The 26,764-nt window shown below is 43.8% G+C and carries 21 protein-coding genes and 1 riboswitch; of the genes, 16 read left to right on the forward strand and 5 right to left on the reverse strand.

What is annotated here, in order from left to right; all coding sequences use genetic code 11:
* Window positions 1-2: 2 nt before the first annotated feature.
* Complete coding sequence (locus tag ACVW0P_RS09490; protein WP_457131865.1) at window positions 3-1,061, forward strand: glycosyltransferase family 4 protein; 1,059 nt, start codon at window positions 3-5, stop codon at window positions 1,059-1,061.
* Here the strand turns inward: ACVW0P_RS09490 and ACVW0P_RS09495 are convergent.
* Window positions 1,058-1,792 (reverse strand): glycosyltransferase family 2 protein, encoded by a 735-nt coding sequence (locus ACVW0P_RS09495; protein WP_457131866.1) that lies wholly within the window; start codon window positions 1,790-1,792, stop codon window positions 1,058-1,060. The two genes, ACVW0P_RS09490 and ACVW0P_RS09495, sit on opposite strands and share 4 nt — an antisense overlap.
* A gap of 108 nt (window positions 1,793-1,900) precedes the next feature.
* On the opposite strand from ACVW0P_RS09495, the gene ACVW0P_RS09500 reads away from it, so the two are divergent.
* From ACVW0P_RS09500 to ACVW0P_RS09520, 5 genes are read left to right on the forward strand one after another with little or no spacing between them, the layout of a single operon-like run.
* On the forward strand, window positions 1,901-3,082 hold the full coding sequence (locus ACVW0P_RS09500) for a glycosyltransferase (protein ID WP_457131867.1): 1,182 nt from the start codon (window positions 1,901-1,903) through the stop codon (window positions 3,080-3,082).
* A 24-nt stretch (window positions 3,083-3,106) separates the two neighbouring features.
* Window positions 3,107-4,252 (forward strand): glycosyltransferase family 9 protein, encoded by a 1,146-nt coding sequence (locus ACVW0P_RS09505; protein ID WP_457131868.1) that lies wholly within the window; start codon window positions 3,107-3,109, stop codon window positions 4,250-4,252.
* A gap of 36 nt (window positions 4,253-4,288) precedes the next feature.
* Complete coding sequence (locus ACVW0P_RS09510; RefSeq protein ID WP_457131869.1) at window positions 4,289-6,118, forward strand: ABC transporter ATP-binding protein; 1,830 nt, start codon at window positions 4,289-4,291, stop codon at window positions 6,116-6,118.
* Between the two features lie 8 nt (window positions 6,119-6,126).
* Window positions 6,127-6,723, forward strand: coding sequence for a hypothetical protein (locus tag ACVW0P_RS09515; RefSeq protein WP_457131870.1), 597 nt, complete (start codon window positions 6,127-6,129; stop codon window positions 6,721-6,723).
* Window positions 6,724-6,748: 25 nt separating this feature from the next.
* Window positions 6,749-7,690 carry a nucleotide-diphospho-sugar transferase gene (locus ACVW0P_RS09520; protein ID WP_457131871.1) on the forward strand — a complete coding sequence of 314 codons (942 nt, stop codon included), beginning with the start codon at window positions 6,749-6,751 and terminating at the stop codon, window positions 7,688-7,690.
* A gap of 57 nt (window positions 7,691-7,747) precedes the next feature.
* On the opposite strand, the gene ACVW0P_RS09525 is transcribed toward ACVW0P_RS09520, so the two are convergent.
* Window positions 7,748-8,434, reverse strand: coding sequence for a porin family protein (locus ACVW0P_RS09525; protein ID WP_457131872.1), 687 nt, complete (start codon window positions 8,432-8,434; stop codon window positions 7,748-7,750).
* Between the two features lie 184 nt (window positions 8,435-8,618).
* Between ACVW0P_RS09525 and ACVW0P_RS09530 the strand changes: the two genes are divergently transcribed.
* Window positions 8,619-10,340: a glycoside hydrolase family 3 N-terminal domain-containing protein gene (locus tag ACVW0P_RS09530; protein ID WP_457131873.1), complete on the forward strand. Its 1,722-nt coding sequence runs from the start codon at window positions 8,619-8,621 to the stop codon at window positions 10,338-10,340.
* Here ACVW0P_RS09530 and ACVW0P_RS09535 read toward each other — a convergent pair.
* Window positions 10,337-11,923 carry a S41 family peptidase gene (locus ACVW0P_RS09535; RefSeq protein ID WP_457131874.1) on the reverse strand — a complete coding sequence of 529 codons (1,587 nt, stop codon included), beginning with the start codon at window positions 11,921-11,923 and terminating at the stop codon, window positions 10,337-10,339. The two genes, ACVW0P_RS09530 and ACVW0P_RS09535, sit on opposite strands and share 4 nt — an antisense overlap.
* 143 nt (window positions 11,924-12,066) lie before the next feature.
* Here ACVW0P_RS09535 and murQ point away from each other — a divergent pair, with 143 nt between their 5' ends.
* The 6 genes from murQ to metF all read left to right on the forward strand — a co-directional run bounded on the left by murQ (window position 12,067) and on the right by metF (window position 20,013).
* Window positions 12,067-12,873, forward strand: a complete 807-nt coding sequence (gene murQ / locus ACVW0P_RS09540; RefSeq protein WP_457131875.1) for an N-acetylmuramic acid 6-phosphate etherase — start codon at window positions 12,067-12,069, stop codon at window positions 12,871-12,873.
* A 135-nt stretch (window positions 12,874-13,008) separates the two neighbouring features.
* Window positions 13,009-13,575 (forward strand): hypothetical protein, encoded by a 567-nt coding sequence (locus tag ACVW0P_RS09545; RefSeq protein ID WP_457131876.1) that lies wholly within the window; start codon window positions 13,009-13,011, stop codon window positions 13,573-13,575.
* A gap of 92 nt (window positions 13,576-13,667) precedes the next feature.
* Entirely contained in the window at window positions 13,668-14,405 is a 738-nt protein-coding gene (locus tag ACVW0P_RS09550) for a Bax inhibitor-1/YccA family protein (protein ID WP_457131877.1), read from the forward strand.
* A 219-nt stretch (window positions 14,406-14,624) separates the two neighbouring features.
* Window positions 14,625-14,736, forward strand: a riboswitch (SAM riboswitch).
* 151 nt (window positions 14,737-14,887) lie between these two features.
* Entirely contained in the window at window positions 14,888-18,604 is a 3,717-nt protein-coding gene (gene metH / locus ACVW0P_RS09555; RefSeq protein ID WP_457131878.1) for a methionine synthase, read from the forward strand.
* Window positions 18,605-18,658: 54 nt separating this feature from the next.
* Complete coding sequence (locus ACVW0P_RS09560; protein WP_457131879.1) at window positions 18,659-19,021, forward strand: four helix bundle protein; 363 nt, start codon at window positions 18,659-18,661, stop codon at window positions 19,019-19,021.
* A 35-nt stretch (window positions 19,022-19,056) separates the two neighbouring features.
* On the forward strand, window positions 19,057-20,013 hold the full coding sequence (gene metF / locus ACVW0P_RS09565) for a methylenetetrahydrofolate reductase [NAD(P)H] (protein WP_457131880.1): 957 nt from the start codon (window positions 19,057-19,059) through the stop codon (window positions 20,011-20,013).
* A gap of 172 nt (window positions 20,014-20,185) precedes the next feature.
* Here the strand turns inward: metF and ACVW0P_RS09570 are convergent, their stop codons facing one another.
* Both ACVW0P_RS09570 and amaB read right to left on the reverse strand, forming a co-directional pair.
* Entirely contained in the window at window positions 20,186-21,829 is a 1,644-nt protein-coding gene (locus tag ACVW0P_RS09570) for a S8 family serine peptidase (protein ID WP_457131881.1), read from the reverse strand.
* 143 nt (window positions 21,830-21,972) lie between these two features.
* The gene (amaB, locus tag ACVW0P_RS09575; RefSeq protein WP_457131882.1) at window positions 21,973-23,514 is read right to left on the reverse strand and encodes an L-piperidine-6-carboxylate dehydrogenase; all 1,542 of its coding nucleotides are present in this window, start codon (window positions 23,512-23,514) and stop codon (window positions 21,973-21,975) included.
* 233 nt (window positions 23,515-23,747) lie between these two features.
* On the opposite strand from amaB, the gene ACVW0P_RS09580 reads away from it, so the two are divergent.
* The 3 genes from ACVW0P_RS09580 to ACVW0P_RS09590 all read left to right on the forward strand — a co-directional run bounded on the left by ACVW0P_RS09580 (window position 23,748) and on the right by ACVW0P_RS09590 (window position 26,648).
* Window positions 23,748-25,151: a tetratricopeptide repeat protein gene (locus tag ACVW0P_RS09580; protein ID WP_354426661.1), complete on the forward strand. Its 1,404-nt coding sequence runs from the start codon at window positions 23,748-23,750 to the stop codon at window positions 25,149-25,151.
* A 429-nt stretch (window positions 25,152-25,580) separates the two neighbouring features.
* Window positions 25,581-25,820, forward strand: a complete 240-nt coding sequence (locus tag ACVW0P_RS09585) for a hypothetical protein (protein ID WP_457131883.1) — start codon at window positions 25,581-25,583, stop codon at window positions 25,818-25,820.
* Window positions 25,821-26,015: 195 nt separating this feature from the next.
* Window positions 26,016-26,648 carry a response regulator gene (locus ACVW0P_RS09590; protein ID WP_457131884.1) on the forward strand — a complete coding sequence of 211 codons (633 nt, stop codon included), beginning with the start codon at window positions 26,016-26,018 and terminating at the stop codon, window positions 26,646-26,648.
* Window positions 26,649-26,764: the final 116 nt, after the last annotated feature.

The following is a 26,764-nucleotide window of genomic DNA, read 5'->3' on the forward strand; positions in this document are numbered from 1 at the left end:
AAATGTCCAAAAGATCTATCCTGGTAACTTTTGATTCTATGAAACATCCCAATTCGGGATATTATTACTTTGGCAAAGGTTTGGGTAATGCTTTAATCGCAGAGAATAAAGATCGGTTTAGCTTAAGCTATTATATGTTCGCGTCCACAAATTATTTTTTTGAACGTAAGGTGCCTATCGTTTTCAGGTCTTTATTTCACAAGGTGTTTTTCCCCTCTCGTACGTCATTCGAGTTGGTGCATTTTACGGATCAGAATTGCAGATTACGCCCCTGGATGGTTAATGCAAAAAAGGTCATGACCGTCCATGATATTAATAACATCCATTTATCTTTTAAATCTGAACGGAACAAAAACAAGCGGATCAAGAAGTTGCGTCGTTATATAAGTTATTGTGATAAAGTGGTAGCCATATCAAAATTTGTAGCTAATGACATTATTAAGTTTGTACCCGAAGCTGAAGAAAAGTTAAGTGTTATTTATAACGGCGCAGATCAATTAGTTGTCCAGAATAATCATCTACCGGCGTATTTACCTCAGAAACCTTTTATTTTTACAATTGGTTTGCTATCTGCACAAAAAGGGTTTCATCTGCTGCCCGCATTATTACGAGACAATGCTTATGAATTGGTGATTGCCGGGAACGAAACCCCACATAAGGCAGTAATTATAGAGGAAGCAATAAAGCATAACTGCCTGGACAGACTAACTATAACAGGGCCGATAAGCGATGCCGATAAAGCATGGTATTTTAAAAACTGCGAAGCTTTTGCATTTCCATCTATTGCTGAAGGTTTTGGGTTGCCTATCATCGAGGCTATGCATTTCGGTAAACCTGTTTTCTTGTCAAAGTTTACCTCATTGCCAGAGGTTGGCGGTAACGTTGCTTATTATTTTGATTCGTTTGAGCCTGTGCACATGAGAAAAGTATTTAAAACAGGAATGGAAGACTATATAAATAACAACAGGGCAGAAGCTATTATAGAACATGCCTCTAAATTTTCCTGGCAGGCAGCCTCGCAGCAATATTTGGATCTGTATGTAAATTGTTTAGAGAGCTAATTCTTTAATTTCGCTTTACGATCTCTCTTCACTTTCCAGATCAAAAAACGCAACCATATTTTTAGCCCGAAATATTTACGTACAAGAAAGCCTCTGTCATGTTCGAAAATATTATCAGTGTGGGTGCTTGAAACTCCGGTTTGATTAAAGTTAGCCACCAACAAATCTTTAAATACAAATGAAAATTCACCGCTGTTAAATAAAGACATATTTAAAGCGTAATCAGCAGATATTTTATAACGTGTGTTAAAGCGCCTGTTGTTGAATACCTTGCGCGGATAAATCATCGCCTGGTGGCAAAGGCCATATTTTGCAAACCCGTAGGCATTTACAGGGATGGTTGGTCCGCCAAGTGTCATCACGCGGCCGTAGTAAATGATGTTGTCATTTTTCAGCTCTTTACACATTAAGCTAAAATCATCAAATAGTATATCATCAGCACCCAAAAAATAAACCCAGTCCCCAGTAGTGTAATCAAGGGCTTTATTCATCGCGTCGTAAATGCCGTTATCTTTTTCACTTATCCAAAACGCGATTTTTTCGGTATTCTTTTTAAGGATGTTAACGGTGCCGTCGGTGCTTAAGCCATCCACTATTACAATTTCTAACGCGGTGTAGGTTTGATTCTGAATGCTGTTTAAGCAGGCCTGCAAAGTTTCGGCGGCGTTAAACGTTACTATAATAACTGAAACCTTAGCGAACGGATCTGACGCATTTTTTTGGGTAGACATAAACAAATTGAGCTGGCCTATAGTATATTTGGCGTTTGTTGATTTAACGCAAAGGTACTTATTTTGGTACATGTGCGCGGCACACCCACTTTTGAGTAGCAGATGTAAATGAAGAGAGTATTATATTTTTTCCCGGATAACTTAGGGCAATTAAATGCAGGTAATAAAACCCGGGCAATAGAGTTACTCAGTTTTTTTAAAGCCAGGGGTATAGGTGTTGATTTTGCCACATTAAAGGCAGAAAAGCGGAATTTTTATAATGAGGATGAGGCGCTAACATTTATTAAAAATAATAAGCTGGCTGATAATGTTTTTTTGTTGCCCCGTAAACCCGTAACCCAAAATGCATTATTTTATTTTTTTAAATATAAACTTTGGGATTTATTTTACTACCTGTTTACCTTCCGTATCAATTCAAGTATCCCTACGTTTTTAACCATCGCGCTGAAACGTGCGTTTCAACAGCTTTTAAAGAACAAACGCTACGACCATATCATCATTAGCTACGTACAGTGTGCCGATTTGATCAGTAATAAAAGATTAACAGGCAATGCCCATTGTATTGTTGATACGCACGATTTTATAACCGCCCAGTTTAAAGATAAAAAGAGATTTAATTTAGGTACAACCTTTGAAGATGAAATAAACAGGCTTAACTTATTTGATGAAATATGGGCTATTTCATCTGACGAACAATTTATTTTTAGTCAATTTTGTAAGCCGCCGGTTAAACTATTACCTGTTATGTTAAACTTGCCAAAGGCAACGTCGACAAATTCCCGGAACCAAAAATACGACATTATATATGTAGCGAGCGATAATGTGCACAATCAACTGGCTGCAAAATGGTTTTTTGATAATGTTTATCCATTACTTCCTAAAACCGTTAGTATATGTGTAATAGGCAAAATTAATAACTATTTGGATTTAGATAAGCATATTACTCAATTGCCATTTGTGATAGATTTGGCCCCTTATTATACTGACGCAAAAGTGGCTATTTGCCCTATGTTTTCGGGTACAGGTATAAAAGTAAAAGTTGTGGAGGCATTAGCGTATGGTTTACCCGTGGTATGCAATACACGGGGTGTTGATGGCCTACCTAATAAAACTGACAATGGCTGTATTGTGACGGATGACAAGCAGGCTTTTTGTGACGGAATTATTAGCTTATTAAATAATACAAAGTTTTATCTACAACATAGTGAGCTTGCTTTTTACACATTTGATAACAATTTTAGCAGGCAAGCAGTTTTTAGTATTCTTGACGGCATTTTCTCAAATAAATAGATACCAATACGCTCTTATTTAATAATGGAAAAGCAAAACCGGAATTTATTCAGGCTATCTCGAGTAATACTGCTAAAACTGCCCAAGTTGCTACGTTTTTTTGCCCGGTTCAGAAAGCCGGCCAAACGTTTACTGCTTATAAAAACTGACGCGATAGGCGACTACATCCTTTTCAGAAACTTTATTGAGGTAACAAAAAAATCGACAAAATATTGGGATCATCAGATAGACCTGCTTGGCAATATTTTATGGGAAGACGTTTGTTTAAATTTTGACAAGCACCTCTTAAACGACACCTATTTTGTAAAACCCGATAGCTTTTACTACGCGCCGTTAGCATTATTTAAACTTGGCTGGCGCTTGTTTCTTAATAATTATGAGGTGGTGTTGCAACCAACTTATACCCGCAATTTTATTAACGACGGTTTTGCAGGCCTTGCCGCGGCAAAACAAACCATAGGCTTCCAAAGCGATAACGAAGGCATCGAAGCGCGGTACAAAAACAAAACCGATAAATTTTATAGCCTCAAACTCCAATTACCGCCGGGTGTTTACCACGAGTTTCACCGTACCCGTTTCTTTTTCGAAACAGTATTAACACAGTCTATTTCATTATCGGCACCATCAATAACTACCAGTGGTGTTAAAAGCGGGATTGCTGTGCAGCCAGGTGCAGGGGTATTTAAACGCGGATGGGAAAAAGAAAAGCTTTTAGAGCTGATACAGCTTATTATTAACAATACCACACAACAGGTTTATTTATTGGGTGGCCCAAGCGAAGTAGAAATTGGTGAATACTTAATGCAACACAATGCACCTGGCAGCGTAACAAACCATATCAATACAACATCCCTATCCCAAACTATCCGGTTAATAAGCAACTCGGCTTTATTAATAGCGAATGATACGGGTGTTATACACATGGCGGTTGCCGCGCAAACACCATCTGTTTGTATATTAGGCGGCGGGCACTTTGGCCGGTTTGTACCTTACCCTGCCGATGCTGCGGGTAAGCCTGTTTGCGTTTACGAAAAGTTGCCCTGTTACTATTGCAATTGGTTGTGCATTTTCGAAACAGGGGCTTTGCAGCCGTTCCCTTGTATTGCTGCGGTAAGCGTTGATAATGTGTGGCAGGCCACGCTGCCCCTTTTGCCAAACAACAGCATTTGATTATTTACGTTAACTTTGCAAACTTACATTGTTTAAATGAAAACGTATTTCCGTTTATTATCATTTGCAAAACCTATTCAAAAGTTTGCAATTCCCTATATTCTTACCACCCTGTTTGCTGTAATATTTAGCACGTTAAACCTGGCTTTAGTGGCGCCGTTGTTAACTACGCTTTTTGCTAATAACCAGGCGCATAATTTTTTACCATTAGGGCCGAAGCCTGCGTTTATAGATATCATGGCAACCTTTAATTATTACGTGCGCTATGCTATTAATAATTATGGTACCGGCGGGGCGTTAAAATTTGTTTGTGGTACTATCGTGATATCGGCTTTGCTGGGGAACTTTTTCCGTTACCTGTCGCAGCGTATTATGGAAAATTTAAGGGTATATACTCTTTTAAACCTTCGCCGTACCGTATTTAATAATGTAATGAACCTGCACCTCGGGTTTTTTAGCAACGAGCGCAAGGGGGATATCATCTCTAAAATAGCATCAGATGTGCAGGTGGTACAATATTCGGTAACCGGTACGCTACAAGTTGTTTTCAAAGAGCCGCTAACGTTGGTTACTTTCCTGGTGATGCTTTTCCTGATCTCACCAAGTTTAACGCTGTATTCATTTTTGATCATCCCCTTTTCGGCATTTATTATAGCACGGATCGTAAAGAGGTTAAAACAACAGGCCGTTGCCTCGCAGCAAACTTATGGTAACATGATAAGCTATTTGGACGAAGCACTTTCGGGCATCAGGATCATTAAAGCGTTTAATGCAACGGGTTTCATAAAAAACAGGTTTGATAGCGAAAATAAGAAGTACTCGGACATTACCAAATCTATGGCGCGCAGGCAACAACTGGCGTCACCGGTATCGGAGTTTTTGGGGATTACCATGGTTGCCGGGATCGTTTTATACGGTGGTAGCTTGGTTTTAAATAAAACAACGACGTTAAAGCCTGCCGAGTTTATTGCCTTTATTGTACTGTTCTCGCAGATCTTGAGGCCGGCAAAAGCCATCTCAGATTCGTTCAGTAACATCCACCAGGGGATAGCCGCCGGCGAACGTGTGCTAAGCCTGATAGACGAAAAACCTGCCATTTTTGATTCCCCTGATGCATCAACTATAAAAGATTTTAACAATGCTATCCGCTTCGAGGATGTATCATTTGCTTATCAGGAAAAGGCGGTATTGTCAAATGTAGACCTTGTTGTGCCTAAAGGTAAAACCATAGCATTGGTTGGCCCGTCGGGTGGTGGTAAATCTACCATGATGGACCTTATCCCTCGTTTTATGGACCCGCAAAGTGGACGCATCACTGTTGACGGGCACGACATTAAAAGCCTAACTGCCGATTCGCTGCGCGGTTTAATGGGCGTGGTAAACCAGGAGTCGGTTTTATTTAACGATACCATCTATAATAACATCGCTTTTGGTAAACCCGGAGCCAGCCCGGCCGATGTAGAGAACGCCGCACGTATTGCAAATGCACACAACTTTATTTTAGAGACCGAGAACGGGTACGATACCAACGTGGGCGACCGCGGTACAAAGCTATCGGGCGGGCAACGCCAGCGGATCTGTATAGCCCGTGCGGTGTTAAACAACCCGCCAATAATGCTGTTGGACGAGGCAACATCAGCCCTTGATACCGAATCTGAAAAACTGGTGCAGGATGCATTGAACAACCTGATGAAGAACCGTACATCACTAATCATTGCCCACCGTTTAAGTACTATCCAAAACGCCGATATGATAGTGGTACTGGAAAACGGCAAGTTGATTGAACAAGGCAATCACCAGGACCTGATCAACAAAAACGGCCTATATCGTAAGCTAATAGATATGCAAACCTTTAACGAAGGATAAACATTTACATGGTCCATGTAATTATCACTACAGCAAACATCACTGAGGCTTACGAAAACAGGAAGCAACAGTATCTGCGGTCTATAGATGCGTGTTTACAATACGCGCATTTGTTTGACAGCTATACCATTCTGGAATGTGTATCAGCTAAGGAAAGTTACCTTGATAATTACAATACTTTTTACAGCAAAGAAACCAATAACCACCCTAACAAAGGCCTTAACGAAACCAACCATTTACGTGCCTTTTTAATGCAAGCGGATTTGCCCGGCGATACAGCCATTATCAAACTATCGGGCAGGTATATTATTGAAGAGCCTTACTTTTTTGAAAAGGTGCTGGCGTTGCAGAATAAGTTTGACAGTATGTTTAAGAATGATAATGATGTGTATGTAGGCAATGGCTACCATACCTTTTTATATTATATGAAAAAGTGGCTACTGATAGAAACTATCGATAGTCTCGATTTTTCAATAACCAACGAAACACCTATCGAGTGGGATTTTAAAAACCACCTGATGGTGAACGAGCAGCATATCGAGATTGACAGGCTTGGCGTAATGGCTTACCAGGGCACTAATTCTGATAAAATATTCCGTTGCTAAAGTTCAATATTGATACCTTTACCACGTGAAGCAAGTGTATCTAACCCAATCAGCCGTATTGTTTATTGTATTTAACAGACCGGATACTACAGAGCGGATATTTGCAAAGATTCGCGAAGCAACGCCACCCCGGTTATATATTGCTGCAGATGGCCCAAGGGAGCAAAGGCCCGGCGAAGATCTTTTATGTGAACAAACCCGTGCAATTGCATCTAAAGTAGATTGGCCCTGCGAAGTGAAGACGCTGTTTCGTGATACAAACCTGGGTTGCAAAAATGCGGTATCATCTGCTATAGATTGGTTTTTTGCTCATGAAGAAGAGGGTATCATATTAGAAGACGACTGCCTGCCAAATAATGATTTTTTCAGATACTGCGATGTAATGCTGGAGCGTTATCGCCATGATACCCGCATACGGCACATTGGTGGTGCTAATTTGCAATATGGCAAAAAATGGGGCGATGCAAGTTATTACTATTCTAACATGACCCATGTATGGGGTTGGGCCGGTTGGCGCAGGGTTTGGAATGATTATGATAAAGAACTGGGCCGCTACCAGGTTGCCGATGTGCGGGCTAAACTGGAAACTATTTTTGATGACCGCTTTGCCGTTGATACCTGGTTTGAAACCTTTGTTAAAGTGAAAGCAGGCGAGATAGATACCTGGGATTACCAGTATGCTTTTCTTAACTTTTTTAATAACAGCCTTTCGGTAATACCTAACTATAATCTTATTAGTAATATTGGGTTTGGCGAAAACTCTACCCATACCCGTGATGCTAATAACCCTAATGCCAATGTGCCTTTGCAAGACTTGGGTGAAATAACGCACCCCCTATATGTATTATCCCAAAAAAAAGCTGACTACTTTACCCTTAACCAGGATTTTAACCTCGATTACAGGTGGAGGCGTTACAACAAAACCAAGCGCAAACTTAAACGCTGGGTACAAAACCTGTTCAAATAGAAAAGCCACCCACCCAACCGGGCGAATGGCTTAAATTACGTTAATAGTAAATTCTACTTAATTAAACTTAAAGCCTAAGCCCAATGAGAATACCTGGTTGCGATAATCTGGCGCGCCGCTGTTAGAGTAATTTTTATCAAGGTCGATAGCGTAACGGCCCCTTAACTCTACATTGCGGTTAAGGTTGATACCCACACCAATAACACCCGATATGTAGCTTTTATCGCCACGGTAGTTATACTCTGATTCTGAGATGGTGTTAAAGCCATCGTCGTAAGTATTACGGGTTGATGTGATGAACGTTAACTGCGGGCCTATCACAAAATTAAAGCCCGGCACCAAACGGAATTTAGCTAATAAAGGGATATCAACATAATTGGTGCGCTGCTTAAATGTACCGTCGATAGTTTCGGCTTTATAACCTTTCTGCGAAAACAAAATTTCTGGCGCGAAAGATAGCGGGTAAGCGATTGGTATCTCAAACGTTAAACCCGCGTGCCAGCCTGCAATAGTGCTGGTGCTAAAATCAGAGTTGTAAGCATCAATGGTGTTAGAAAAGTTTACACCACCCGCAATACCAACCTTCGGCATGTAAAAATCATCGCCACCACGCCTGTTGTATCGTTCCTGCACGGGGGCGGGGCGCCTTACTACGCGTCGTGGGTAACGCCTGTCATAACGTTGCGCGCTTACTGATCCGGCAACGGCAATAAGGCAAACTGCCATTAGAAGAAATTTTTTCATCGGTTCTATTTTTTTAATTGTTGTCGAATATTATCGGCATCATCCCATAATATTTCCTGATTGTTAATTTTTATAACCTATAGAGTGAAATTCTGAGCCAAGGTTTATTCGTATATCTCATATAATAACTTTACCGGGTAAAACAATTAGCCGTAATAGAGATTTAAGCTACATTTGGATAATAATGAAACAGAAAAATTACATAACCTGCTGCCTCGTTTTAATATTTAGCCTGCTTAGCCAAGCTGGTTCCGCTCAAAACAAAAGCTTTATCGCCACCATAACCGAACAAAACCGCTGGGTAGATTCGGTGTACAAAAAGCTGAGCCGTAAGGAGCGCATAGGGCAGTTGTTTTATGTGAGGGCGCATACCAATAAGGGTAAGGCTTACGAAGATTCTGTCGCTAACATCATCCGCGATGAGCATGTAGGTGGCCTGGTGTTTTTCCAGGGAGGGCCGGTGAGGCATGCCAACCTGATCAATCTTTATCAAAAGCAATCGAGAGTGCCATTGTTGATAGCGATGGATGGCGAGTGGGGTTTGGGCATGCGCCTGGATTCATCCGTATCGTACCCATACCAGATGACGCTTGGCGCTATCCAGGATAATACCCTCATTTACAAAATGGGGCAGATGGTGGCTTATGATTTTAAACGGTTGGGCATGCATATCAATTTTGCGCCAGATATGGATGTCAATAATAACCCCAACAACCCGGTGATTAATTACCGCTCGTTTGGCGATAATAAATATAACGTAGCTAAAAAAGGCATCGCCTATTTTACAGGCATGCAGGATGCAGGTGTTATCGTATTCGCCAAGCATTTCCCCGGCCACGGCGATACTAATGTAGATTCGCACCTTGCTTTGCCGCAATTGCCATTTACAAAAGGGCGTTTAGATTCTTTAGAAGAATACCCGTTTAAGCAAGCCATAGAGGCTGGTATAAGCGGTGTGATGATTGCCCACATGAATATTCCCGCGCTGGATAGTACCAAGAATCTGCCGTCAACCTTATCCCGCCCAATAGTAACCGGTGTGCTTAAAGATTCTTTGCGGTTTAAAGGGATCGTAGCATCTGATGCGATGGAAATGCAAGGCGTTGTAAAAAATTTCCCTAACGGTGAGGCTGATGTAAGGGCATTTTTGGCGGGAAACGATCTGTTAGAACTATCTGTCAACTCAAAAAACGGGGCTAAACTTATTTTAAAAGCTATCAAAAAAAAGAAGATAAGCAAAGAAGAGTTTGAAGCAAAGATCAAGAAACTACTTGCTGCCAAATACTGGGCAGGTTTAAATAATTACAAGCCGGTATCGCCGGCTACCATCCCGCAGGATATAAACCGCCCTGCTGCTGCCGAACTGATCCAGCAATTGGCTGATGCGTCGGTAACGGTAATAAAGGGCGATAGTCGCAGCATAAGGCAAGATCCTTTACGGAAAACGGCTATAATCAGTATTGGGTTAGATAAGCCGACGGTTTTTCAGATGGAGCTATCAAAATGGTATGCCAATAGCATGATCTTCCACGTAGATAAAAATATGGGAGTGCCCGAAATGAACCGCATGCTGCAAGTGTTAAAGCAATACCCGCAGGTTTTTGTAAGCATCCACGATACGCGTACCCGCCCCGCCAGTAAACTCGATTATAGCAATAACTTAAAGCTGTTGATATCTGAACTGGCCGCTAAACCAAACGTTGTAATGAGCCTTTTTGCAAACCCATATACTATTGCAGGTTTGCCGGGTATCGAAAAAAGCGCGGGGATTTTGGTTGGTTATCAAAAAGATGATGCTATGCAACGCTCTGCAGTAAAAGTAATAACAGGGTTAATGAAACCCGCGGGTAAACTACCGGTAAGCATCAACATGTTTTTCCCGACAGGGACGGGTGTAAGCTTTTAATTGCTGGCTAAGGCTTTTTTGAAGGTAGTATCGTTAGCATTAAGCACTCGGTAGTAAGCATTGTTGCCCCATTTAAAACGGGCCGCGTTGGCTTTTACCAGCGTTTTAATACTTTCTTTAGATTGTTGCAGATCGGCAGGTTTAACGTACTTTATGGTTAGTGATGCATACCCAATAAAGTTCTTCAGCCCCTCATCGCTAAGATTATATTGCTCAATAAAATTGTCAGCAGTTGAATACTTCGACATCACGGGTTGCAGCCTGTCTATAATGTAAGCTGTAAACAACTGGTTCTGCGCAAGCTGGTCTACCAGTTGCGTGTTTTGCGCGGTATCTGCAGGTACAAAAACATCGGGCATAATCCCACCCCTGCTAAACACCTTGCGGCCTTTGGTAGTGTGGTAGGCTGATGCGCCAATGAACGCGCTATCGCTTAAGTTGCTCCCGGCATTCAAAAATTCACCTTTGCGCATGCGGTTAAGTAGTTCGGCACGGTAGCTTGCCACCCCGTTTGCATACGATTTTTGTATCGACCTGCCTGATGGGGTATAGTATCGTGCAACTGTTAAGTTAATGGCGGTACCATCTCCAAACGGGAATTGTTGCTGTACCAAACCTTTTCCAAAAGAGCGGCGGCCAACTATAGTTGCCCTATCCAGGTCTTGCAATGCACCCGCCAGTATTTCACTTGCAGATGCGGAGTACTCGTCGATAATAACCGTGAGGCCGCCATTTTCGTAACTGCCAGAGTCGGTTGCAAAATAATCTGTACGTGGTTCGTGGCTGCCTTTGGTGTAAACTATCAGTTTGCCTTTTGGTAAAAATTCATCGGCCATACTGGTAGCGGTATTTAGGTAACCACCGCCATTGCCGCGCAGGTCAAGTACCAGTTTCTGCATGCCATCGGCCTTTAATTTTTTAAGTGCATCCCTAAAATCATCGTCGGTGGTTGATGCAAATTTGCTTATTTTAACATAGCCCGCGTTGCCCACGTTATAGGCGGCATCAAGGCTGCTCAGGCTAACACGGTCGCGTTTTATAGGAAAATCTTTTATGGTTTTAGCTCCATCACGGCTAATGCCCAGGCTTATCTGCGTGTCCTTTTCGCCCCTAAAAGTTTTGCTGATGCGCTGTACATCCAGTTTAGTGCCCGAGAAAAGTTTGCCATCTACGTTTATCACCCGGTCGCCAACAATAACACCTGCTTTGGCGGCGGGGCCACCGGCATTAACCTGGGTAATTACAAGGGTATCGCGCAGCAATTGGTATTCTAAACCGATGCCGTTAAAACCACCTTCTAAGCGTTCGTTGATAGAACGTGCTTGTTGCGCGGGCAAATAAACCGAATGCGGGTCGAGGTTTTGCAGCATTTCATTAACGGTAACACCCTCGATGCTGTCGGTATTTACCGAATCCACATACTTTTCATTTACAAGGGAGAGTACCCGGGAAATTTTATCGGGACCGGAACCAATGCCGAGTTTGAGGCCTACATTATCGCTGTCTTTAAGAACAATGCCGATACCTATTCCTATCAAAATTAAGATGATCGTCCTGAAAATTATTCCCGCAGTTCTTTTCATGTGTAAATAGCCATTGCAAATCTAATAAATAGCAGCTATTGCTTATAATTTATATCACCTTCGTTGCTTTGATGTTTTTTATTCAATTTTGTTAAAAATAAATTTAACTCCCTCTCCTTCGGTGAGGGTTAGGGATAGCTAAAATGGAAAGAAGTACCGAAAAAGATTCTAAATACAACAGCCTGGAAAACATGCCGCTGATGGAACTTTTACAGAACATCAATAACGAAGATAAAACAGTGCCTTTGGCGGTAGAAAAAGCCTTGCCGCAAATTGAGGCGCTGGCAAAGATCACTACCGACCGCATGCGCAACGGTGGCCGCCTGTTTTACATAGGCGCCGGTACCAGCGGCAGGTTGGGCGTGGTTGATGCATCAGAGTGCCCGCCAACTTTTGGTGTGCCGTTTGATTGGGTGGTAGGCATCATAGCCGGTGGCGATACAGCCATCCGCAAAGCGGTAGAATTTGCTGAGGATAACACTACACAAGCGTGGAAAGACTTACAGGAATTTGATATCAACGAGGGCGATGTGGTGGTAGGTATTGCAGCATCTGGCACTACGCCTTATGTTATTGGCGGCTTAAAAACCGCTAACGAGCATGGCATTGCCACGGGCTGCATTGTTTGTAATGCGGGCAGCCCGGTAGCAGCGACAGCCCAATACCCGGTAGAAGTAGTTACCGGCCCCGAGTTTGTAACGGGCAGCACCCGCATGAAAGCCGGTACCGCGCAAAAACTGGTATTAAATATGCTGAGCACAAGTGTAATGATACAACTGGGCAGGGTAAAAGGTAATAAAATGGTTGATATGCAGTTATCAAATGATAAGCTGATACAACGCGGCACCAACATGGTAATGGCCGAAACTGGTCTGCCGGAAGCAGAAGCCGCCGCCCTTTTAAAACGATACGGAAGCGTAAGAAAAGCGGTTGAGGCTTTTAAAAAGTAATTTCAGATGTGCGGATATACATATGTGCAAATGAGAAAAATAAATTAAAGGATTGATTAAAAATAATTTAGATATGTATATGAGCCGTGCCAGCATCTGCACACCTGCACATTTGCATATCTGCACATCAATACTATGCACGAAATAGAACCATATTACCGCTGGCGGGATGACTATGTAGCATCAGAGGATGAGTTTTCGCCCTTTTACGCTACGCAGTATAGCGAGTTTGAGTTTGATAAGCAGGTGTATAACTATTTGCTGCATCCGCAATGGGATTCATTTGGGTCTAACACGCTGTACTTAAAAGTATTGTATGTTGATTACGACCGCGGCTACAGCATCATCGAATTTATTGGCGAGTGGAACGACGCCATCAATAATGATATTATGCTGATGAAGCGCGAGATCATCGAGCTGATGATTGACCAGGGCATTACCCAATTTATCCTGATAGGCGAGAATGTGCTTAACTTCCATTTTTCTGATGACAGCTACTATGAGGAATGGTTTCAGGAAGTGGAAGATGGCTGGATAGCAGGCATAAACTTTCGCGATCATGTGATCAGCGAGTTTAAAAGCGCCAATATAGATTACTACATCAACTTTGGCGGCCAACTTGACGAGCTTAACTGGCGCGCCTTAAAGCCCGTGCAGGTGTTTAAGCTGATAGAAGAACAGTTAACCAAAAGGCTCAACTAAATTTCATCAGATTGTAAGCTTTATAAAAGCCGCAACTTTATACGCATTAAAGCGTTTTTACTATATTCGTACAAATAATTTCTAAAAAATAAATGGAAACTAAAACCCAAGATTACGTTTACGAGAATGTAAGTTATGTAGAAAACCCAGACGCGTCCCGAAGGTTTATTGCGAATGTGTTTGTGTGGATGTTTGCCGCGCTTGCCATATCTGCAGCTTGCGCGTATTTCTTTGCCAATACAAAAGAGTTATCGGCCCTTATCCGTAACCCCGAAACCGGTGCTAACAATATATGGGGAACAGTAGTTATGTTGTCTCCTCTAATCATTGTGGTTCTTTTTAGGCCGTTGTTAGCCAAACTAAGCATTGTGGGCGTTGGCTTAATGTTCGTTGTATTTTCGGCATTGATGGGTATCAGCCTTAGTTCTATATTTTACGCTTATCCGCCGCAATTGATTGCAAGCGCGTTTATAACATCGTCAATTGTATTTGGTGTTATGGCGGTTGGCGGTTACATCACCCACCAGGATTTGACTAAATTCGGCTCTATCCTTATCATGCTTTTAATAGGCGGTGTCGTGGCAACGGTGTTAAATGTACTTATATTTCATAGCGGAGGTTTTGACCTGATCATTAGCTATGTTATGGTTGCCGTGTTTGTAGGGCTAACCGCTTATGACGTGCAAAAGCTAAAACGCATTGGAGCCGGTATAGAGTATGGCGATGCCTCGGGCAAAAAAATGGCCGTTATGGGCGCTTTAACACTTTATCTTGATTTTATAAATCTTTTTCTCGCATTGCTTCGCGTATTTGGCGGTAACAGGAGATAGTTAGATATCTAATACAATTGAAGCCGTTTGCTGATAAAGCAAGCGGCTTTTTGGTTTAAGAGTTTACTCACCCCGACTTTGCTTCGCTCGTCGACCCTCTCTGCTGCGCAAAGAGGGTAAAAAAGATGTTTTTATAGCTCTCCCCTCTTTGCGTAGCAGAGAGGGGGCAGGGGGTGAGTTAAAACTTGCACTTTACAACATTATTATTCATCTTTGTAACGCTTATGGAGAAAGACGGAGGGATTAGACCCTGCGATGTCTTAGCAACCTGTTACTTAACAAGGTGCTACATTCTACTCCGGTTAAAAGAATAACCGGGGACAGATAAGTGAAAGTCAATTTAACACCCGACTTTTCGAAATAAGTTTTTTAGTATCAGGTAACTAGTATCACGTATCAAGACTTTTCTTGTGCTGGTTATTATGCTCATGTATCGAAATTTCGGTACTTGATACTTGATACTCGCTACTTGATACCAACAAATGGATATTAGAAAAGAATTACAAAAGCGCATACTGGTTATTGACGGGGCAATGGGCACCATGATACAGCGTTACGAACTTACCGAGGAGGATTTCCGCGGCGAGCGTTTCTACGATCATGCCTCCGACCTTAAAGGCAATAACGACCTGCTGAATATTACCCGCCCGGATGTGATCAAAGCTATCCATGCCGAGTATTTGGACGCGGGTGCTGATATCATCGAAACCAATACTTTCAGTACACAAAAGATCTCGCTTGCCGATTACCACCTCGAAGAACTTGACTACGAATTAAGCTACGAAGGTGCCCGCATAGCCCGTGAAGTAGCGGACGAGTACACCAAAAAAGACCCGTTGAAACCACGTTTTGTGGCAGGTGCTGTTGGTCCTACAAATCGTACTGCATCCCTATCGCCCGATGTAAACGACCCGGGTTACCGCGCTGTTACTTTTGACGACCTTGCCGAAGCTTATTATGAGCAGGTGCGTGGTTTGGTAGATGGGGGTTCAGACGTGTTACTTGTCGAAACCATATTTGATACCCTGAATGCTAAAGCGGCGCTGTTCGCTATCGACAGGTATAAAAAAGAATGTGCAGCAGCGGGTAAAGATTACCTTGCTTTCCGCGATACGGGTGGTATCATGATCTCGGGTACCATTACCGATGCGTCAGGCCGTACCCTTTCGGGCCAAACAGTGGAGGCTTTCTGGAATTCTATCAGTCATGCCAATTTGCTGTCTGTAGGGTTGAACTGTGCTTTGGGTGCAAAAGAAATGAGGCCCCACTTAGAGGAACTTTCTGCTAAGGCGGGTGTGTTTATCTCAGCGTACCCTAACGCCGGTTTGCCAAACGAATTTGGCGCTTACGATGAAACCCCGCATGAAACCGCCCACCAGGTTGATGATTTTATCAAGGCCGGGTTGGTAAACATAGTGGGTGGTTGTTGCGGCACCACGCCCGATCACATTAAATGTATTGCCGATAAGGCTGCTAAATATTCCCCGCGCTTACTTCCCGAAATTGAGCCCTATTTGCGTTTAAGCGGACTGGAAGCCGTAACCCTTACCCCCGAAACAAACTTTGTAAACATAGGTGAACGTACCAACATCACCGGGTCGCCAAAATTTTCCAAACTTATCCTGGCCGAAGATTACGAGGCTGCTCTTGCTGTTGCCCTGCAACAGGTAGAAGGTGGCGCGCAGGTGATCGACATTAACATGGATGAGGGGATGATAGACTCTGAAGCGGTGATGGTTAAATTCCTGAACCTGGTTGCCAGCGAACCCGATATTGCCAAACTGCCCATCATGATCGATTCCTCTAAATGGACGGTTATCGAGGCAGGTTTAAAATGTTTACAGGGGAAGGGTATCGTAAACTCTATTTCATTAAAAGAGGGCGAGGATAGCTTTAAAGATTACGCCCGCAAGATCCTGAGCTATGGTGCAGCAGCCGTTGTAATGGCCTTTGACGAAACCGGCCAGGCAGATTCATTAGAACGCCGTAAAGAGATTTGCGGCCGCTCGTATAAGATCCTGGTTGAAGAAGTCGGCTTCCTGCCCCAGGATATCATCTTCGACCCGAATATATTGACCGTTGCCACCGGGCTTGAAGAACACAATAATTACGCGGTAGATTTTATTGAAGCTACTCGCTGGATAAAACAAAACCTGCCATACGCTAAAGTGAGCGGCGGGGTGAGTAATATTTCGTTCTCGTTCCGCGGTAACAATGTGGTGCGCGAGGCGATGCACTCGGCATTCCTTTACCATGCCATAAAGGCCGGGTTGGATATGGGTATCGTAAACGCCGGGATGCTGGAGGTTTACCAGGAGATCCCTAAAGACCTGTTGGAGCTGGTTGAAGACGTGCTATTAAACCGCCGCGATGATGCCACCGAACGCCTGGTCGAATTTGCCGATACCATCAAAAGTAAAGGGAAAGAGATAGTTCGTGATGAAGAGTGGCGCAAGAACCCGGTAGAGCAACGCCTGTCGCACGCCCTTGTAAAAGGCATCATTGAGTACCTGGACGATGACGTGGAAGAAGCCCGCCAAAAATTTGCTAAACCCTTAGAGGTTATCGAAGGCCCCCTAATGGATGGCATGAATGTAGTTGGCGACCTTTTTGGCGCGGGTAAAATGTTTTTGCCGCAGGTGGTAAAATCGGCCCGTGTAATGAAAAAGGCCGTTGCTTATTTGCTGCCATTTATCGAACTGGAGAAACAGCGTGTAATAGATGCCGGTGAAGATAGCAGCGGCAGCCGCGCCAATGCGGGCAAGGTTTTAATGGCCACCGTAAAAGGGGATGTACACGATATTGGCAAGAACATAGTTGGTGTGGTGCTGGCCTGTAACAACTTCGAGGTGATAGACCTTGGGGTGATGGTGCCTGCCCAGCGAATTATAGAAGAAGCAAAAAAACAGGAAGTAGATATCATCGGCTTGAGTGGTTTGATCACCCCGTCGCTTGATGAGATGGTGCATTTTGCCAAAGAGATGGAACGCCAGGGCTTTACTATCCCGCTAATTATTGGTGGGGCTACCACGTCGCGCATCCATGCGGCGGTAAAAGTGGCACCACATTATTCGGGTGCTGCCATCCACGTACTGGATGCATCACGCAGTGTAACCGTTTGCAGCAGCCTGATGAACCGCGACACCCGCGACGGCTACATCCAGAACATTAAAGACGAATATACCAAAGCCCGCGAAGCGCATGCCAACAAGAAAAACGACAAGCGTTTTGTAAGCATCGAACAAGCCCGCGGACAAAAGTTCCAAATAGATTTGAAAACGGTAGCACAAGCGCCATCATTTTTAGGCACTAAAGTTTTTGACGCTTATCCGTTAGAAGAATTGGTGCCGTATATCGACTGGACACCTTTCTTCCATACATGGGAGTTGCGCGGCAGCTACCCCAAAATTTTTGCCGATAAGTTTGTAGGCGACGAAGCCAAGAAACTTTTTGATGATGCGCAGGCATTAATGAAACGTATTGTAGATAATAAGCTATTGCGTGCAAGCGGCGTTATCGGTTTTTGGCCGGCTAATAGCGTGGGCGATGATATCGAATTATATACCGACGAAACCCGCCAACACTTACTTACCCGCATCCACACGCTTCGCCAGCAAAACGAAAAGGTGAAAGGTGAACCATATTATGCCCTGTCGGATTTTGTGGCACCAAAAGAGAGCGGCGTTGCCGATTACTTTGGAGGCTTTGCCGTAACTACAGGTATTGGTTGCGATGAACTGGTTGCCGAATTTGAGGCCGACCATGACGATTACAACAGCATTATGACCAAAGCCATCGCCGACCGCTTTGCCGAGGCCTTCGCCGAAAAAATGCACGAACTGGTACGTAAAGAACATTGGGGTTATTCCAAAGATGAGCAGTTAGCTACCGATGAACTGATCAAGGAAGAATACCAGGGCATCCGCCCGGCACCGGGTTACCCCGCCTGCCCGGATCATACCGAGAAAACCACCTTGTTTGAGATATTAAGTGCCGAAGAAAACGCCCACATGCACCTTACCGAAAGCCTCGCCATGACACCGGCAGCAGCAGTAAGCGGCTTTTACTTCGCGCATCCGCAGGCAAGGTATTTTGGCTTGAATAAGATAAGTAAAGACCAGATAGAAGATTACGCGGTCCGTAAGAATTTATCTGTGGAAACGGTTGAGCGTTGGTTGGGGCCGAACTTAAACTACTAAAAGGAGCGGAGAACGGGGAAAGAGGTGCGGCATGTTTGATGATAAGAGATAAATATGATATTTACTGATTTAGAAGCATGGAAAGAAGCAAGACTTTTAGTTAAAATGGTTTATACTTGCTTGCTGCCTTTTCCTAAAGAAGAAATTTATGGTTTGCAATCGCAAATAAAAAGGTCTGTTATTTCGATACCTTCAAATATTGCAGAAGGTTGTGGACGAAGCCACCCCAAAGATATTATGAGATTTTTTTTCATTGCCCGGGGCTCAGCTTATGAATTAGAAACTCAATTATATTTATCCTTTGATTTGGAATTTATAGATGAAGATATTTTGAAGGAATTATTAGAAAAGTTAAAACGGGTGAGGGTTTTATTAGCAGGGTTGATAAATCATCAAAAAGCCAAAATTACAACCTAACCGCACCTCTAACCTCGCTCTACGCACTAAAGAATATGAAGATTACCGAACATATCGCAAATGCAGCAGGGAAAACCTTGTTTTCCTTCGAACTTATCCCGCCACTAAAAGGGCAAAGCATCCAGGGGATCTATGATGCTATCGACCCGTTGATGGAGTTTAAGCCACCGTTTATTGATGTGACTTCGTTGCGCGAAGATTATATTTATAAGGAACACGAAACCGGTTTATTGGAGAAACTGGCTTATCGCAAGCGTCCGGGCACTATCGCTATTTGTGCTGCTATCATGAACAAATACAAAGTAGACACTGTTCCGCATTTGCTTTGTGGGGGGTTCACTAAAGACGAAACCGAGAATGGCCTGATTGACCTGCAATTTTTAGGTATTGATAACGTACTGGTTTTACGTGGCGATGCCCGCCGTGGGGATGCTTCATTTGTGCCTACGCCCAACGGCCACTGCTATGCAACCGACCTGCTAAAGCAAGTGGTGAACATGAACAACGGCGTTTACCTGCACGAACATTACGAAGGTATTTTAAAAACAGATTTCTGTATTGGTGTAGCCGGTTATCCTGAGAAACACTTCGAGGCGCCAAACTTAAAAACCGACTTTAAATATTTGAAGCAAAAGGTTGATACGGGTGCAGGCTTCATCGTTACCCAGATGTTTTTTGATAACCAAAAGTATTTTGATTTTGTTAACAGCTGCCGTGCCGAGGGTATCAACGTGCCCATCATCCCGGGTTTAAAGCCTATTACTACATCAAAACAATTGGTCAACCTTTCCAAAACCTTCCATATCGATATCCCTGAGGGGCTAAGCGATGCCATCCACGATTGTAAGGATGAAAAGAACGTAAAAGATATTGGTATAGAGTGGATGATAGAGCAGTGTAAAGAATTGGTGAAATTCGGCGCGCCGGTACTGCATTTTTATACCATGGGTAACCCTGGTCCAACGAAGAGGATAGCGGAAGCGATATTTTAGATACAATAAGTTTGTCATGCTGAGCGATAGCGAAGCATCTAATCGCCGACATGCATCTTCGATATGTATAGTTCAATAATAGATCCTTCGCTATCGCTCAGGATGACAAGTTTTATAACAAGAGAGGCCAGACGATTAGTCTGGCCTCTCTTGTTATATTCTAAAGCGATACTTATATCCCTTCGCCTTTCATTTTTGAAGCGGCAACCAATGCTTTGTAGGCATTAACCACGCCACCTGTTTTTGACAGGGTTGTAAAGTCGACTTTTTCGGTTGTGCTGCCCGGTTTTAAAACCATAAGGCCGGTTACCGGTGTGGCGGATGCCAGTAGGGCTTGTTTAACTTGTTTTGCCGTTAACGTTGGGTAATACTCCAATATCAACGCTGCAATACCTGTGGTTATTGGCGATGAAAAGCTGGTGCCATCGGCGGTATTAAATTCGGCATCCATGTTTACAGATGTTACCTTAACACCCGGTGCAAAAATGTCCACATTCTTTTTACCGTAATTGCTGAATGTGCCTGCAAGATTAGCGTCAGCTTTATCGGCAGATGCGCCAACACTGATCACGTTATCCGCATCCATGCCCGATCCGTCCTCAAACATATCATTCGGAAACTCCGGCTTGGCATCCATATCCTGGTTGTCGTTACCCGATGCCTGGATCAGTAATACGTTTTTAGCAGCGGCATATTTAAAGGCCTCATCAACCCATGCTTTATGCGGCGATAGTTTTTTACCAAAGCTCATGTTAATAACACGTGCGCCGTTATCAACCGCGTAGTGGATCGCGTTAGCAATATCTTTATCGTACTCATCGCCGTTAGGTACACCTTTAATGGCCATAATGCGCACGTTATCGGCCACGCCATCAATGCCATATTTGTTATTACGTACCGCGCCAATAAGGCCCGCCACGCCGGTACCATGCTCGGCATCGGCAAATTTTAGAATATTACTGCCGTAAGGCTTGCCATCCTGCACGTCCGGGTTGTCGCCAACAATACGTTTCCGGGCTTCAAGATCGGGGCTAACATCGTTGTTCAACTTAGCAAGATATTCGCTCAGCTCATTAATGATCTTGGCGTTGGTTTCGTTGCCACCTTGCTGCTCAAAAACAGAGGCCCAAACATTTTTACTTTGTGTAATGGTATCGCTTTTAGAAGTTATCTTAACAAGGTCGGTCTTTTTAAAAGAAGCGTCGCTTTTTAAGTTAATCGCTTTTTTAATGTAACCACTGGTAGTCATCAGCGCGTTCATCACGGGTTGTAATTGCTGGATCTCGGTTTTAGATTTGGTAAGCGTAGCATCGTGCTGCAGCTTCACCTTTTCCCAGTAGGCAAATTCCTTTTCGCTGCCTGCAGGGGCGCTGGTCAGGTTCTCATATTTGCCTTTAAGCCTGTTGTACTCGCGTACTTCTTCCGTAGTTTCGGTGAAATCGCATTTGCCGCCCGGGCCGCCTAAAAAGTTCCAGCCGTGCACATCATCAATATAACCATTCTTGTCATCATCAATTCCGTTACCGGGAATTTCTTTGGTGTTGGTCCAAAGCACCGGTTTAAGATCAGCCTGCGCGGTATCTATTCCGCTATCTATCGTGGCTATAATAACCGTTTTGCTTTTTTTGCCCTTAACAAATAAATAGGCCTGGTTTAAACTGATGCCGTAGTAGCCATCGGTCTTAAGGTCCATCAGGTGCCAGTTTTTTGGGAGTTCGGCAGGGGCTTTCGGGGCAACCTGCGCGGTAACATCAAAGCTTATTAAAAGGGCGGTGCTCAGTAATAGGCCCGTAATGGTCTTGCAGAATTTATACATATTTCTTTTTAGTGTTTATACTTATTATTCATTGCCGATAGCCCCCTCTAAATCTCCCCCGATAGGGAGACTTTTGTTTTGCTTTTTTTTTTAAGCCCTCCCTTTCGGGGAGGGTTTGGGTGGGGCTGAACTGCTTGGTTTAATTATAGGTCAAATTTAATACCCTGCGCTAAAGGCAACGTTTTAGAATAGTTTATAGTATTGGTTTGTCGCCTCATATACACTTTCCATGCGTCAGATCCGCTTTCGCGGCCACCGCCGGTCTCTTTTTCGCCGCCAAAGGCACCGCCTATCTCCGCGCCGGATGTGCCGATGTTAACGTTGGCAATGCCGCAATCAGAACCCGCGTATGATAGGAATGTTTCTGCCTCGCGTAAATTATTGGTCATGATGGCCGATGATAAACCTTGCGGTACGCCGTTCTGCAAGTCGATGGCTTCTTCTATGGTTTGGTATTTGATGAGGTAAAGTATGGGCGCAAAGGTTTCGTGCTGAACGATCTTGTAATGGTTCTCTACCTCGGCAATACAAGGCTTAACATAACAGCCCGATGCATAGGCGTCGCCTTCCAGCTTGCCACCTTCAACCACAAACCTGCCACCCTCGGCTTTGCATTTTTCGATAGAATCAAGATACAGCGCAACCGCATCCGTGTCTATCAGCGGGCCCATGTGGTTATGCTCGTTCAGCGGATCGCCAATTTTTATTTGCGCGTAGGCCTTAACCAATTTTTGTTTAAACGCATCGTAAACCGTTTCGTGGATAATGAGCCTGCGGGTACTGGTGCAACGCTGCCCGGCAGTACCTACCGCGCCAAATACGGCACCAATAAGCGACATATCCAGGTCGGCATTTTCTGTGATGATGATAGCATTGTTACCGCCAAGCTCTAAAAGGCTTTTGCCTAATCTCGCGCCAACAGCAGCACTTACCGCCTTGCCCATACGGGTAGACCCGGTTGCCGATACCAATGGTACGCGGGTATCGTTGCTCATTAATTCGCCTATCTGGCGGTCGCCGATGATGAGGCAGCTAACGCCTTCGTCTATATTATTTCTTTTGAACACTTCCTGCGCGATGTGCTGGCAGGCAATGGCCGTTAAAGGTGTTTTTTCTGATGGTTTCCAGATGCAAACATCGCCACAAACCCAGGCCAACATGGCATTCCAGCTCCAAACCGCTACCGGAAAATTAAAGGCCGAGATTACGCCGACAATCCCCAACGGTTGGTATTGCTCATACATGCGGTGCTCCGAGCGTTCGCTGTGCATGGTTAAGCCATATAACTGGCGACTAAGCCCCACCGCAAAATCGCAGATGTCTATCATTTCCTGCACCTCGCCGTAACCTTCCTGCAGGCTTTTGCCCATCTCGTAAGATACCAGGGTGCCAAGTTGTTTTTTATTTTCGCGGAGCGATTCACCAATCTGGCGGACTATCTCGCCACGTTTTGGTGCCGGGATGGTGCGCCATGTTTTAAACGCTTTTTGGGCGGTTTCTACCACGGTGTTATACTCACCAGCAGTAGCAAACGTTGCTGTGGCTATTTTTTTACCATCTGTTGGCGATATGATATCTTTAGCTTCGGCGCCGGCGCTGCTGCCCCAATTGCTGCCCGTACTAAAGGCATGGTTTATATCGTTAATATGTAAATGTTCAAGAATATCTTTTATTGCTAAGCTCATAATTGGTACTTTTGTCAAAGGTAAAAATCTTTAGGGCAATTAATCAACTCATCAACTGCCGGCATAAATGCTTTTCATTTATTATCAGCCATTTGTATTAGCGCGTGTTAATAATGTTTGTATGTTGAAAACTTAATTGACTTATAGAGGCTTATTATTGTAATTTGAACTCATGTTTAAGCCTTGCGGATAAACATCCGTCGGCAAATATGGTGTTCTGCAAATAAACTTGAATGGAAGAAGAATTTGATTTTGGTTTTACCGAAGATCCAAAGTTTTCGGTAGAACGGTACGAAGAAATGATCCGCAATCATGACCAGTACTTTTTTGACGCCCAGGCGTTTGAGAACATTATAGACTACTACATAGAAAAGAACGACCCGGCAAAAGCGCTGCAGGTATCAGAGTATGCCCGCAACCAGCACCCATTTGCAGCGGTTTTCCTGATAAAACAAGCCCAGTTGCTGGTAGTTACCAACCGCGCGAGCGAGGCGTTTGCCGTGCTGGATAAAGCCGCCATGCTAGAGGCGAGCGACGCCGATATCTACATCATCCGCGGTAACCTTTACGAGAGTATGGAGCGCAATATCGAGGCTTTGGAAAACTACGAAAAGGCGCTTGACCTTTCGGAAGAAACAGACGAGATACTATTGCATATTGCCTACGTTTACCAAAACATGGGCGATTACGATACCGCGATAACCTACCTAAAATTGTGCCTTAAACAAAACATGGAAAACCAGGATGCGCTTTACGAGCTGGCATTTTGCTACGATGTTTTAGACAACCAGGAAGAGAGCGTTCAGTTTTACCAGCAATACATCGATAACGAGCCCTACAGCTATGCCGCATGGTATAACTTAGGTAACGCATACACCAAGCTTAGCCTGTTCGAAAAAGCTATCGACGCTTACGATTATGCAATCCTGATCAAAGACAGCTTTGCATCCGCCTACTTTAACAAAGGTAATGCCCTCGTTAACCTGGAGAAATATGCCGAAGCGATTGAGGTGTACCGACAAACGTTTGAGTACGAGCAGCCCAATGCCGATACGTATTGCGCTATAGGCGAGTGTTACGAAAAGCTGGAGCAGATGGACGAGGCGCGTTCGTTCTACAAAAAATCAGTCAAGATGGACCCTAAACTGGCAGATGCCTGGTTTGGAATTGGTGTGACCCTTGATTTTGAAGAGCGCTATTTTGAGGCCCTGCACTTTTACAAAAAAGCGTTAGACCTTGATATTGCCAATGCCGACTATTGGTTTGCCATTGCCGATGCAGAGTACAAGCTTGGCCACATGAAGGAATCTGAAGATGCCTACGAGAAAGTAGTGGAACTTAACCCGCTTGACGTGGATGCCTGGCTGGATTATTCGTCTATCATGTATGAGCAAAAACGACTGGTAGATGCCATTGAAGTAATATCGCAGGCGATAAAAAACAACCCGGATGCAGCAGAGCTTTACTACCGTATGGTAGCTTACCTGTTTGCTAAAGGTGAGTATAACGAAGCACTAAACTACCTGGAGATGGCCTTAGCATCTGACCCGGAGAAGCATTATATTCTGTTTGATTACCTTCCCCAACTGCAGGAAAATAAGGTGATTGTTGACATCATTAACCGATACAGTAAGTAAGAGACCAGAGAAGGTGTCCCGATAGCTATCGGGAAGAGATCAGTAAAAAACCAAATCCAACTAATTATAATAAAATGTTGAAAAGGCCGGACGAATAACTCGTTCGGCTTTTTTGTTGGTCTTTGTTTTTACTCCCCGTGGGAGGGTTAGGGAGGGGGCGAATAATTCGCCTGATTTTTTTCGACGGGTTACTTACTATAATTTTATAACACTGTGGTGGCACCATTTTGTCAGTAGTGTGCTTTTAATAAATACCTGATTGTTAGTTATTTATAAAATAACAAGTGCGTTCACGGCCGTGAACGTGAACATTTAGGCGATCCGGGCGGCGAAAAATTAGATTCCGCGTCCTCTTTTCGCAGCAGCCGGCGTGAGTAAAGTATCAAACAACCCCATCCCTCATTCGTTAGTCATATAAACCGAATAATTATGAATACTCCAGATAGCCCAACACCTGACCCGAAAGTTAACGCGGCCGAACAAGATGTGATCACCAATAAGGATGACACCGAAAAAGCAACCAAGAACGACGGTGCCGTAGCCGATATGGATGGCATCACCGAAACCCTGAGCGAAAGCGAACCCGCCACCGACTTAAACGCGGATAACCAGATCACCAACAACGATAGCGCAGGCACGGATCAACTGGAGCAAGATGAGCAGTTTTAGATCAACATAATCAAACTCCTAACAGCAGCCCAAAAAGTTGCTGTTTTTGTTTAGGGATTAGCGCAATAATAAATACCCTGTAGACGGTATTTTTACCGGCGTAACAAGTGTTATTTTTATTTCGCGTATTTTAGGTGTGTGAAATACTATTAACATGGTAATACACACGTGCACAACCTAATACCCATAAACCAAATGGAAGTTGTAAAAAGTATTTTTATTGTTGATGATCACCAAATGGTTATTGACGGCCTTAGGCTAATAATCGATACCATTAATGGGTTTGATATTGTTGGCGAAAGCACCAGCGCCCCACACGCCCTGGATGTACTTACCACTACCCACGCAGATATTTTATTAACCGACGTAAGCATGCCCGAAATGAGCGGCATCGAACTTACACGGTTGGTTAAAAAGAAATTCCCGCATATTAAGATCATCGCGCTATCTATGTTTAGCGAAAGCCAGGTGGTTGCCGAAATGATAGACGCGGGCATCTCCGGCTATATCCTTAAAAATACAGGCAAGCAGGAACTAATTGAAGCGCTTAATAAGGTATCATGTGGCCAAAACTATTTTGGGCCGGATATTACGCTGCAACTTATGAAATCCTTTAAGCGCAACCAGGACGAGACATCCCGCCTTACAGACCGGGAGATTGAGATCATCAGGATGATTGAGCAGGATTTTGGCAATAAGCAAATTGCCGATATGCTTTTCATCAGTGAGCGCACGGTTGAGACGCACCGCAAAAACATCCTCCGTAAAACCAATACCCAAACTGTGGTAGGCCTGCTTAAATATGCTTACGAACGTAAGATCATCTAATAGTACCCTGTAACCATTCTCCAATTTTTTAATTGCGGTTAGTACGTAGTAAAATATGCCCTTTTAAGGTGATTGTACCTCGTAGTGGTTTTCGTCAACTTTGTTTTAACAAACAA

This window comes from Mucilaginibacter sp. UYNi724 (genome assembly GCF_054057495.1).